Source organism: Sphingobacteriales bacterium (assembly GCA_016699615.1).
In the GTDB taxonomy this organism is placed as follows: domain Bacteria; phylum Bacteroidota; class Bacteroidia; order Chitinophagales; family JADIYW01; genus JADJSS01.
This window is the reverse complement of record CP064984.1, coordinates 1085475-1098510: the sequence shown is the minus strand read 5'-3', so window position 1 is coordinate 1098510 and position 13036 is coordinate 1085475. Positions and strand designations below refer to the sequence as shown.

The 13036-nt window shown below is 28.9% G+C and carries 11 protein-coding genes; 9 read left to right on the top strand and 2 right to left on the bottom strand.

All coding sequences use genetic code 11. From position 1 onward, the window contains the following. The first annotated feature begins 58 nt into the window (after window positions 1-58). The 8 genes from IPK18_05225 to hisB all read left to right on the top strand — a co-directional run bounded on the left by IPK18_05225 (window position 59) and on the right by hisB (window position 9033). Window positions 59-895, top strand: a complete 837-nt coding sequence (locus tag IPK18_05225; protein ID QQR98913.1) for a DUF4403 family protein — start codon at window positions 59-61, stop codon at window positions 893-895. Window positions 896-926: 31 nt separating this feature from the next. Beyond that, complete coding sequence (locus tag IPK18_05220; GenBank protein ID QQR99301.1) at window positions 927-1913, top strand: SDR family oxidoreductase; 987 nt, start codon at window positions 927-929, stop codon at window positions 1911-1913. Window positions 1914-1916: 3 nt separating this feature from the next. After that, window positions 1917-2570: a VTT domain-containing protein gene (locus tag IPK18_05215; GenBank protein QQR98912.1), complete on the top strand. Its 654-nt coding sequence runs from the start codon at window positions 1917-1919 to the stop codon at window positions 2568-2570. A gap of 117 nt (window positions 2571-2687) precedes the next feature. Beyond that, a complete protein-coding gene (locus tag IPK18_05210; protein ID QQR98911.1) occupies window positions 2688-4466 on the top strand; it encodes a hypothetical protein in 1779 nt (592 codons plus the stop codon). A 191-nt stretch (window positions 4467-4657) separates the two neighbouring features. After that, window positions 4658-5518 carry an ATP phosphoribosyltransferase gene (locus tag IPK18_05205; GenBank protein ID QQR99300.1) on the top strand — a complete coding sequence of 287 codons (861 nt, stop codon included), beginning with the start codon at window positions 4658-4660 and terminating at the stop codon, window positions 5516-5518. Window positions 5519-5528: 10 nt separating this feature from the next. After that, window positions 5529-6806, top strand: coding sequence for a histidinol dehydrogenase (hisD, locus tag IPK18_05200; GenBank protein QQR98910.1), 1278 nt, complete (start codon window positions 5529-5531; stop codon window positions 6804-6806). 18 nt (window positions 6807-6824) lie between these two features. Beyond that, entirely contained in the window at window positions 6825-7886 is a 1062-nt protein-coding gene (hisC, locus tag IPK18_05195; GenBank protein QQR98909.1) for a histidinol-phosphate transaminase, read from the top strand. 13 nt (window positions 7887-7899) lie between these two features. After that, complete coding sequence (hisB, locus tag IPK18_05190) at window positions 7900-9033, top strand: bifunctional histidinol-phosphatase/imidazoleglycerol-phosphate dehydratase HisB (GenBank protein ID QQR98908.1); 1134 nt, start codon at window positions 7900-7902, stop codon at window positions 9031-9033. A 117-nt stretch (window positions 9034-9150) separates the two neighbouring features. Here the strand turns inward: hisB and IPK18_05185 are convergent, their stop codons facing one another. Then, a complete protein-coding gene (locus tag IPK18_05185) occupies window positions 9151-9660 on the bottom strand; it encodes a hypothetical protein (protein ID QQR98907.1) in 510 nt (169 codons plus the stop codon). 497 nt (window positions 9661-10157) lie between these two features. Here IPK18_05185 and IPK18_05180 point away from each other — a divergent pair, with 497 nt between their 5' ends. Next, the gene (locus IPK18_05180) at window positions 10158-11540 is read left to right on the top strand and encodes a hypothetical protein (protein QQR98906.1); all 1383 of its coding nucleotides are present in this window, start codon (window positions 10158-10160) and stop codon (window positions 11538-11540) included. A gap of 1 nt (window position 11541) precedes the next feature. On the opposite strand, the gene IPK18_05175 is transcribed toward IPK18_05180, so the two are convergent. Beyond that, window positions 11542-13035, bottom strand: a complete 1494-nt coding sequence (locus tag IPK18_05175; GenBank protein ID QQR98905.1) for a hypothetical protein — start codon at window positions 13033-13035, stop codon at window positions 11542-11544. Window position 13036 lies beyond the last annotated feature (1 nt).

Sequence of the window (13036 nt, the reverse complement as noted above, 5' to 3'; positions counted from 1 at the left end):
AAATATTAAAAAATCAATACCTAATAAAATATCAGTAGCAATACCTTAAATTTGATATGTGAATATTTTTGAAAGAGTTGTAGGAGGTTCAGTTTTTGGTGATGTATGGCATCAGTTTCAACAATATTTATTTAATGAAAAAAGATGGCTGGAACTTCTATCTTTCAAGCCAATAGAAATATATACTACAAAAACAGATATAGAAGTTGATGGAGCCAAAATCGACCTAAATATTAAAGCATACATAGAAAATATTGTACAAAAAAGAATCTCAAATGTAAGAAGTTATCTAATGTTAGGATTCCTAGATTGGAAGATAAATAGGCAAGCCTACAAGTTTGATGTGATTATAAAAGCGAAAGCAGAATACGATAGTGTAGCTAATTTCTTCAATCATCATTTTGCAAATCAAAAATATGAAATAGAAGAAAATAAATACGAGATATTACTAAAAGAATTTAAGATAAAAAGTAATGGAATTAAAGCACAAATAGATGTGCCATTTGTAATACACACACATAAATGGTATCTAAAAAAAACTTATGATGGTGTAGCAACATTCAATTGTTCATTAGTATTCAATGATCCAGTATTTACAATCAGAACTAGAAATTTATCATATACAATAAGTACAAATAGTTTTTTGCTTCGTTGGATAGATTCTATATACCATACCCAGATAATAGATTTTTTAAATTCTTTTCTTACCTATAATTTTAGAGAAGAATTATACTTAATTAAACTACAAGCGCAAAATCAGTTAAATGATTTTCAAGTAGAAAAGAAGTGGATACAAGGTAATATTACAGACGTACAATTGGAAAGAATAACAATTGATAAAGATGCACTTAGAGGCGTATTTTTAGCCAATGGAAGATTAGAAGTTAATAATTAATTTTAATTTTTGTATTTTTAGAAACTTTATGATGTACAAAGACAAGATAGTTGATATAGATATAAGTAATTATAGAATATTAGTAACAGGCGGCGCAGGATTTATAGGCTCAAATATAGTTGAGTATTTGCTAACACACAATGCACATGTAACAGTTATAGACAACTTAGCCACAGGCAACCTCAATAACATTAAACCTTTTTTACAGCACAAGAATTTTAATTTTATTGAAGGAGATATACGAAATTTTGAAGATTGTAAAAATGCATGCAAAAATATTGATGTTGTTTGTCATCAAGCAGCAATTGGTTCTGTACCACGCTCTATTTTAGATCCAATAACAACGAATAATGTAAATATTGGTGGATTTGTAAATATGTTATTCGCAGCAAAAGAAGCAGGCATAAAAAGATTTGTCTACGCATCATCATCATCAGTGTATGGAGATGAAAAAACCTTACCAAAAGTTGAAAGCAGAATAGGAAAACCATTATCACCTTATGCTGTAACAAAATATACAAATGAAGTATATGCTGATGTATTTTCTAAGACATACCAAATGGAAATAATTGGATTGAGATATTTTAATATTTTTGGACCAAAACAAGATCCAGATGGCGAATATGCTGCAGTTATGCCATTATTTATAAAAGCATTACTCAAAGATGAATCACCATTTATAAATGGCGATGGCGAGCAAACACGTGATTTTACATATGTACATAATGCTGTTCAGGCTAACGTGCTAGCAATGTTCACACAAAATCAAGAAGCATTCAATCAGGCATATAACATTGCAGTTGGCGGAAGATATTCTATCAATAGTATGTACTATGCAATTCAAAAATATCTAAACAAATCAATTCTGCCAAACTATAGAGCAGCAAGACAAGGCGATATCAGAGATTCTCAAGCAGATATTTCAAAAGCACAACAATTATTAGGATACAATCCAAAATATACTTTTGAGCAAGGATTGCCAGCTACTATAGAATATTTTAAATCTATTTTTAATTAATACATGGAAATAATACATTTTCTACTAGAATTACTAACAAACACAAAAGAGATAATTCAAAATCTAACTTTACAATATCCAAATTGGATTTATGGAATACTATTTTTAATCATATTTGTAGAAACAGGATTGGTTATTATGCCATTTTTACCAGGAGATTCTTTGCTATTTGTTGCTGGTATGTTGTGTGCAATCGGCTCTGGAGCACTCAATATTTGGATTCTAATACCACTCTTAATTTTCGCAGCAGTTATTGGCGATAATGTAAATTATTATGTAGGAAAATATCTAAGCCAGAAAGTATTAGCATTAAAAATAAACAATAAAAACCTTGTAAAACAAGAATGGATAGATGAAGTACATGCATACTTTGAAAAGTATGGTAGCAAAACAATCATCATTGCTAGGTTTATGCCAATAATAAGAACAGTAACGCCATTTGTTGCTGGCATTGGCAATATGAATAATAAAATATTTTTCACATACAATGTAATTGGTGCCATTCTTTGGGTATCAAGTGTTACAATAGTTGGTTATTTCTTAGGAAATGTACCATGGGTAGAAGAAAATTTAGAAAAAATTATTTTAGGAATTGTATTTGTTTCTATACTTCCAATGATAATTAAAATCATACAAACTTATCTTAAAAAAAGATAATATTTTATTATGTATGTTAATATAAAAAATATATTTATAATTAATGTATTTTTTATAATTCTAATCGCATCAAACAATCTTTTTGCAAATTATGATTCTTTAGCAAATGTTCAAAATATGCTTATTGCAAAGCGTGATAGCATTAGTAATGTAATAAGCAAAGAAAAAAAACAAGACAAATCTCAGAAGATAGAAAGTACATTTAAGTTTATTTCATATCTAAATTATGTAGATAGAGGAGATGGCATTAAATTATTTGGAGCTGAGAAATACCAAACATTTGCAGGCAAGAAAATAAATCAAATATTCATAAAAGTAGAAGAACCATTTTCTTGTGATAGTTGTACATTAAAAAAAGCACAGAAATTTGCTAACAAAATTCATTTGAGCACAAAAGAATGGCAAGCAAAACAAGATTTATTATTCGAGGCAGGAGATATTCTTTCACCAAGTGTAATGGCAGATGCAGAACGCTTACTTTGGGAAAGAAATAGATATAAATATGTAAATATCAGTGTTAGTCCAGCTTGCGATGATGAGCTAAGAGAAGTAGATGATAAAGTTGATGTGTATATCTATCTTGTAGATAGATTGTCATATACAATGGCAACAGGATATAGTAACGAAAGTTTATTAATAACAGGAAGCATAAATAATTTATTCAAACAACCTAATTCACTTTATCTATCAACCTTTTTTAATTTTAATAAAAATAATTTATTTATATTAAGTACAAAATATATTTATAGAAATATATTAAATTCAAAAATTGATTTTAATGCAAGATATACTTACTCAAATTTAACTCAGAAGTTTTCTACAAGTTTGAGTAAAGCTTATCTATCAGTAATTACCAAATGGGCTTTTAATGCATCGTACACATATAGTAATCAAAAGGTAAGTTTAACAAATAATCTAAGAGATATAAATTCTTTAGTAAAGGCAAAATCTCATGCTTATAATTTGTGGCTTTCATACGCACAATCATTAAGCAAAATTAGTAATGTACGCACAGACAGATTGAAATTTATAATTTCAACAAAAATCAATCATATAAAATATAAAGAAAGACCATTTATTATTGATAAAAATGTAAATACAAATTTTATTAATATATCTGATTTTATCTTTGGTTTTGGTTTTGCATTTTGGGATTACTATGTATTCAATAATATATATTATATTGATCAGCCAGAATTTTTACCAAAAAAATGGAATTTAAGTTTCTGGATAGGACCACAAATTGATGAATTATTAGGCAGAAGAAATAATTTCAGTATGAATCTGAATTATGGCAAAGAATTTAAGAAATTTGGTTATTTATATTCTGAAGTAAACTATGGTGGATACATCAGAAACAAAAAAGGAGAACAAATGTTGCTTACTGTTGTTCAAAATTATATTGCAAAAAGTATTAAAATAAGAAAACATACACATTTTAGAACATTACTTGGTGCAAAATTCAATTACGGTTTCTTTTATCCAGAAGATAGATATTTTACAATAAACAATGCCATTAGAAGTTTCTATTCACCATCACTCAAAGGCTCAAAAAGCATCACAGCTAATATAGAAGCAAACTTTTTCCTAGATAAAAGAGTAGCACTATCAAAAGGAATGGTATATGCATTTGCAGATATAGGTTGGATAAGTAACAACGATAAAAAATTAATTACACAGAGTTTTTTTCAGTATGGTGTTGGCTTAGGCATGAGAATTAGAAGTTTAGATTTAGGATTACCATATATAGATTTACAATTTGCATTCTATCCCAAAGGAAAACAAGCAGATGTCAATCCATATCAATTCAGATTGTATGAACAAAATTTAAATACGATACTTACTAATTCATTGTTTTTTCAAAATCCAAGAACACCAAATTTTATCACACAATAAAATAATAGATAATATTTTTTTAAACTAATATACATAAATAGTTACATTTTAAGTTTTAGCTTTGTTTACAATGATATACAACTACAATAGTATTTTTCATTTACTACATCACTCCAAGTAGGAGTGTATTTTATATTTATATCAATCTTTATATTTTATTCTATTTTTTAATTTTACTAAAGTAAATTTATATTATGTCAATTCTAAAACTTGCAATACAAAAAAAAGGAAGATTAAGCGAAAAATCTATCGAACTGATAAATGAATGCGCCATATCTTTTCCTAATAGCACAGGAAAGTTAGTAGCAACATGCTACGATTTTCCACTCGAAATTTTATTTCTAAGAGATGATGATATTCCAGATTACGTTCAAGATGGCGTTGCAGATATTGGCATCGTGGGCGAAAATGTTTTAGTAGAATCTGATAAAAACGTAGACGAAATCTTGAAAATGGGATTTGGAAGATGCAGACTATCATTGGCAGTACCAAGAAGTTTCGCTTATACATCAATCCAAGATTTGCAAGGAAAATCAATAGCTACTTCTTATCCAAAAATCTTACAACAATACTTAGACAAAAACAATATACAAGCAGAAATACATATAATTTCTGGTTCTGTAGAAATTGCACCAAGCATAGGTTTGGCAGACGCCATTTGTGATATCGTTTCTACTGGATCTACTTTGCTCAGCAATGGACTAAAAGAAGTAGAACAAATATTTCAATCAGAAGCAATAATGATTGGAAACAAGCAATTGTCTGATGAGAAAAAAATTATCTTAGACGATTTATTGTTTAGGCTAAATGCTGTTAAAAAAGCAAAGAAAAATAAATATATATTATTAAATATTCCAAATGATAATATTGATAAAGTAGTAAAAATTCTTACAGGAATCAAAAGTCCAACAATATTGCCACTAGCACAAGAAGGTTGGAGTTCATTACATTCAGTAATACCAGAAAAAGACTTTTGGAAAATTATTCAAAAGCTAAAAGATGCAGGAGCAGAAGGTATTCTTGTTATGCCTATCGAGCAAATAATTGACTAAAAATATTATTATGCAAGTTATAAAATATCCAGAGCAAGGTTTAGAATGGGCAAGTATCTTAGAAAGACCATCACAAAGTTTAGCAGAAATAGTACCAACAGTTCAACCAATTATTAATGATGTCTACAATGGTGGCGATGAAGCATTAAGACACTACTCATTAAAATTTGATAAAATAGACATTCAAGATTTTGAAGTATCAGTTGAAGAAATACAAAGTGCAATAGCATTAGTTGATGAAGAACTCAAACAAGCAATTGATATAGCTTATGAAAATATCTATAAATTTCATCAGCTACAAGTAAATGAACCACAAGTAATAGAAACAACAAGTGGTGTGAATTGTTGGAGAAAAAATTTACCAATAGAAAATGTAGGCATATACATTCCTGGTGGTAGCGCACCATTATTTTCTACGGTATTAATGCTTGCAATTCCAGCAAAAATTGTAGGATGTAAAAATATAATATTGTGTTCTCCACCAAATCAAAAAAGAGAAATTCATCCAGCAATTTTATATGCAGCAAATAAATGTGGTGTTACACAAATATTCAGAGTAGGTGGTGCACAAGCAATAGCAGCATTAGCATTTGGCACAGAAAGCATTCCAAGTGTAAATAAAATATTCGGACCAGGAAATCAATATGTAACTGCAGCAAAACAACTAGTAAATAATTATGGCGTTGCTATAGACATGCCAGCAGGACCAAGTGAAGTATTAGTTATTGGAGATGCAAATGCAAACGCAGCATTTATAGCAGCAGATTTATTAGCACAAGCAGAGCATGGTGCAGATAGCCAAGTAATATTTCTTACAGATAATGAACAAAAGTTAGAAGAAGTAGAACAAGAAGTACTTAAACAAATTGAAGATTTATCACGTAAAGAAATTATTTTAAAATCATTAGAACATAGTCGATTAATATTATTAAATGATATTGATGAATGTATCAAGTTTTCAAACCAATATGCACCAGAACATTTAATATTGCAAACAGATAATGCAGATGAATTATTAGATAAAATTACCAATGCAGGCTCAGTATTTATTGGCGCATACACACCAGAAAGCGCAGGAGATTATGCAAGTGGTACCAACCATACTTTGCCTACCAATGGTTATGCTACAGCATACAGTGGCGTAAGTGTAGACAGTTTTGTAAAAAAAGTTACGTTTCAAAAAATTACAAAAGAAGGCTTACAAAACTTAGGCAAAACTATTGAGATAATGGCAGAATACGAACAACTTACAGCACACAAAAATGCAGTAAGTATAAGATTAAAATAATTTATATAAAAAATATAAATGAAAAATATTAATATTGATAATTTAGTTTGCGCACATATAAAAAATATGCATGCGTATTCTTCGGCACGTTTAGAGTACGATGGCAAGCAAGCTATATTTTTAGATGCCAACGAAAACAGTTTGGGTTCAGTAACCAACACATTACACAATAGATATCCAGATCCATTGCAGTATGATATAAAAGTAGCATTAGCACACATAGAACATCTAAACACAGATCAAATATTTTTAGGTAACGGAAGTGATGAATGTATTGATGTTTTGGTTCGTTGTTTTTGCAATAGTAGCAAGGATGAAATCTTAATTTGTCCACCAGTTTTTCCAATGTATGAGCATGCAGCAAATGTACATCATGTAAAGATTAATGAAATAAATCTATTGCCAGAAATTTTCCAATTAGATATAGACAAAATCATTACAGAAGTTGAACAAAATAAACAGCTTAAAATTATTTTTATTTGTACACCAAACAATCCAACAGGCAACAGTATTAATAAAAATGATATACAATTATTATTGCAAAAATTCGATGGACTAATTGTAATTGATGAAGCATATCAAGATTTTTCTGACAAAGAAAGTTGCTTGTCTATGCTGAATGAATATCAAAATTTAGTTGTGATAAAAACTTTCTCAAAAGCTTGGGGAATGGCAGATGCACGTTTGGGTATGTTATACGCACATCAAGATATAATTTCATTTATGAATGTGATTAAGATGCCATACAATGTTAATCAACACTCACAGAATTTAGCAATAGAAGCATTACATAATGTAGATAAAAAAAAGGAGTATGTAAATATTTTAAATAATAATAGAACATATTTATTAACTGAAATGAGTAAAATTAATTGGATACAAAAAATATTTTCAACAGATGCAAATTTTATTTTATTTAGAGTTGAAGATGCAAACAAAGCATACAAATATTTATTAGATAATGGAATTGTTGTAAGAAATAGAGACAAAGCACCACTACTAAAAGGTTGCCTTCGTGTGAGTATAGGTACGCAAGCTGAAAACGAAAAATTTATTGAAGCTTTAAAGAAATATGTTTAACTTATAGTTTGTTATGAAACAAAAAGTATTATTTATAGATAGAGATGGCACAATCATAGTAGAACCAAAAGATGATTTTCAAGTTGATAGTTATGAGAAATTATCATTCTTGCCTGATGCTATTTCTGCGTTAAAGAAAATTGCACAAGAGTCAGACTATAAGCTTGTAATGGTTACCAATCAAGATGGGTTAGGCACAAAAGCATTTCCAGAAAAAACCTTTTGGCCAGTACATAACCTAATGTTAGATATTTTAAAAAATGAAAATATTATTTTTAAAGATATATTTATTGATAAAACATTTGCAAAAGATAACGCACCTACACGCAAACCAAACACAGGATTGTTAACCAACTATTTGGATACCACAAAATATGATTTAGAAAAATCTTTTGTAATTGGCGATAGACTAACAGACATTCAATTAGCAAAAAACTTAGGTTCAAAAGGAATTTTAATAGGTAGAAGTGCAGACAAAACAGACGATAACAAGCTCAACCAAAGTGAACTAAAAAAATCTATTGCACTAAAAACCGACAATTGGAATGAGATAGCAAGTTTCCTTACCAACAAAAATAGAACAGCTAATATCATTAGAAATACCAACGAAACCAAAATTAGTATTGCAATTAATTTAGATGGAAAGGGAAAGGCAGACATTAAAACAGGCCTGCATTTCTTCGATCATATGTTAGAACAATTAGCCAAGCACTCAGGTTGTGATATGCAAATAAAAGTAAAAGGAGATTTACATATTGATGAGCACCATACCATCGAAGATACAGCAATTGCATTAGGCGAAGCATTTCATCAAGCCTTAGGCAACAAAAAAGGTATCAGTAGATATGGTTTTTTACTTCCAATGGATGATGTATTGGCACAAGTAGCTATAGATTTTTCTGGTAGAAGTTGGTTGGTATGGAAAGTGAAATTTAATAGAGAAAAAGTTGGAGACATGCCAACAGAAATGTTTTATCATTTTTGGAAAAGCTTTTCAGATGCAGCCAAATGTAATTTGAATATAAAAGCTGAAGGCGAAAACGAACATCATAAAATAGAAGCAATTTTTAAAGCAGTTGCCAAAAGTATAAAAATGGCTGTAAAAGTTGAAGGCACAGATTTGCCAAGCACCAAAGGAATGCTGTAATTAGCAGTTTGAGTTTCTATAAAAAAATAAAGGCTATTACATTGCGTAATAGCCAAATGAAAACTAACTAACTAATTAAAGTGTGATATATGGAGTTTTTGTTATTTTAATTAAATTTTATTCATATATATAGTTGTAAAACACTGACACTGTATCATTCAATATCACATCTCTTTTTGATATATCATTATAACTATCTGTTGTATAATGATATTTAAAGACATTCAATGTATTTCCTGTTGTTTGTTCAAGCTGCTTCATCTCTAACAACCAATTTTTATTGCCTTTGCCTACATTCATACCCATCAGTGAAATGACATTGACTCCACCTGCATACCAAAATCTTATTCCAGCTATACTAAATTTCAAATCGAAACTTTGAGGCATTGTCTTTGTATAGTCATAAGTGTATTTTATAAGCGTAGTTTTTCCATAAGGAGCACCATTCCCTGAAATTGTATATTGAGTAATATTATCGTTAGTATCGTATAGGAAATTTGAGAAATGGATAGTTGTTCCAAAAATTGCTTTTATATCAATAAGATAATTTTCATTATAGGCAAAATAGATACCAAAGTTAGGTGTGTTCAAAGTATCTGTAAATGCAGTAAACTGTTTCTGTGTCAATGATAATCCATTACAGTTAATGTAGAACCTTCATAATGGTAACCTCTTACAATATTATTTGGAAGATAGTATAGTTTTAATGTACGCAACATAATAGTTTCAAAACTATCAGTAAACACAGCCAAACTATCTAACCTTCCATCATTTCTATAAAGTAACTAGCTGTTTGTTGTATTCTAATATCATCTATTCTCAAGTTGCTACCATTTATATTATCATCATGAATCTTTACAGATTTTTTTATCTTTCTTTGATTACTCTTATCTGGTTCTTCTGTTATCTTATCACCTTCACAAGCAACATAAAGCAGAAGAGTCAGAATATGAATATGCCACTCATCCTATGAACAAGTTCTCTATAGTTCCTTTTCATCTTTAAATCGTGTTAGCAATAAGTAATAAAATACTTTAAATTAGTTCTCAATGTAAAGTTGTATATTTGTTATAATACTATCAAATATAAATTTCTATATTTGTTATAAGATTTTTAGAACAATTATGTACAATTCTAGGTTTGTTACCATATATAATTCATTAAATAAAGAAGAAAAGAGGCAGTTTAAGAAATTCTATTCTTCTGGTTTTGTTATAAAATATAGAGAAGTTTTAGGTATTTTTAAATATATTGAGACAAGAAAAAACGTAACAAAATTATCATTAGACAAGAATAGAGTATTCGAATATATCTTTCCAAATAATGAATATAATGATACTTATATGAGACAACTCATATTTCAAGCATCAAAAGTGATTGAATCTTTCATTGTTTTTAAGCAAGCTTATGAGAATGATATCTTAAAAGATGTATTGTTGTCTGAGTATTATGTAAAAAAAGAATTGTTGAAAGATGCACAAAATAAAATAACAGACACTATTGATAATGTAAAAGAGAATACTGTAAAAAATGCAAATCACTATTTCGATTTATTTAGGCTAAACAGAATACTATACGACATACAAGCAAAAGACAATAGATCTGGTGATTTTAATATTAATGAGGTAATTGTAAACCTAAATACTTTCGTAATTATTGAAGTATTAAAATACAGCACTAGGTTAATGTCTATCAAAGAAATTACAGCAACAAAGGCTAAAAATATCTTGCTAAAACATATACTAAAACTAATAGAAGAAGATGATACATTAATAGAAATTCCGCAAATAAGAATTTACTACAATATTTATAGAATACATACAGATGGTGTAGAAAGTATGTATCAAGATTTTCTGGAAGACGTAAAAAAACACGAACAACTATTTGATGAACATGATTTGAATGAATTGTATCGATTGGCAATTAACTTTTGTATCAGAATGGTAAATTCAAATAATGAAAGATATTATGCTATTTTATATGATTTGTATATTTATACCATAGAACAAAAATTACTCTTAGAAAATGATGAGATAAGTAGATTTACATTTACAAATATCATTACAGTATTGATAAAATTAAAAAGATATACTGATGCTGAAGATTTTATTATTAAGTATGAGTATCTATTAAATAAAGAATATAAAGAGAATACAATCGATTTTAATCGTGCAAAAATATTGTATGAATTGGAAGATTATTCAGCAGCATTAGACATTCTAAACACAAGTGTACTAAAAGATGTTTTGTGGAATTTGAATGCAAAAAACCTTCAACTTAAAATACTATATGAAATGAATGAGCTAGATTGGTACCAATCGCAATTGAACGCATTTATTGCTTATGTAAATAGACAAAAAGATATTGGATATCACAAAGAGTATTTTACAAAAATATACAAGGCACACAAAAAACTAATTCAGCTAAGAGGCGATAAGGTAAAAGAAAAATTTACTGAAGAAACACCACAGTTCGATTGGTTTAATAAAGTAATAGATTCAAAATAGCCTATAGTTTAAATCCAATTGTCAATGCAACAACAGAACGTTTAAAGCTATTCTGAGCTGTGTTTTGCAAACTTGCATCTTCATATTGCAATACATATGGTGTATAGCTTTCTACACCTTTTACAAATTGATAAGCAACATCAGCATAAAACTTTTTCTTTCTAAAACCTAAGCCAGCACTATAAATAAAATTGCGTTGAGAATTGGCATCAACCACAACACTATTGTCAAATGGTGTAGTTTGATATTGGAAACCAGCTCTAATTCTTATTGGGTCAAATTTTCCTTCAACACCTAATTTTATCGTATGAAATAATTTGTATTTATCTTGTATAGTTTCATTAAGCTGAGCTTGCTCTTCTTTAATATCAGCATTTGCATTTTTATAATTATACTTTGCAGCGCCAGCATCACTCAATTCATACTCAGCAGATACAAAACCATATTTATTAATGTATGATGCACCAGTCAATAATTTCCAAGGCAACCTAAGATTGTATTCTACCAAGCCATCTGGTGATGTAGCATCAGCAGTGTAAGTATTATAGTCTGCATCAATTTTATTATTAAATGCATCATCAATAAATAAAATACTTGGCGTATGAAATGCTAAAGACAAACGGACATTTTTGGTTGGCTGTGCCAAAATACCTAATTTCAGATTTACACCAACACCACTCATTTTATAAGTATTAGTTTGTTCAAAGAAATTAAAATTAAAACTACTGTCAAATTTATCTGTTTCTTTGTGCTTTGTTGTTTCTGTAAAATTTAAAATAGGCATTCCAATAGTTGCACCAAAACTTATCTTATTATTATAATTGCTGGCTAATGCAAATGCAGCTTCGTTTAGACTTCCTTTTCTTTGTATAATAATATCTTGTTGCACATTTCCATTATTCAATGCACTGTACATACCATTATCAAGCGTATCAAAATAAATTAAATCAGTAGCATACGCTAAGCTGGCACCAAAAGGATACATATTTTCTAAGTCATTTGTTGTTGTAGCATTATCTAAAAATTGCTCATAATATCTATCTACTAGACTATTGTGGCTATTGTAGCCAGACATATAAAAGTTCTGATTTAGATTTGCAATATTATTAAAGCTAATTCCAAATCTTATCTTGCCAAATTTGCTATCTGTTTTGCCATATTTACTGCCAAATACTGCACCAATATTGTATAAGTTAAATTTCAATTTTGTGTCTTCCAACTTATTTCCAATATATTCTGATGAAGAATTAAAAATAGTAACAGCTGGTGTAATATTAAATTCAGTAGTAGAAATTCTACCTAATCCAGCTGGATTGGTATTGATATTGCTAATATCGCCACCAACACTGCCCATTGTATTTCCAACACCTAAGTTTCTTGCATTGCCAGTATTGTATTGTAGACTCAATCTAAGCGCATCAACATCACTTTGTGCACGTAGAGTAAAGGCAAAACTTAGAAATACAAGTATAAGATATGCTTGTTTTGGGTACATG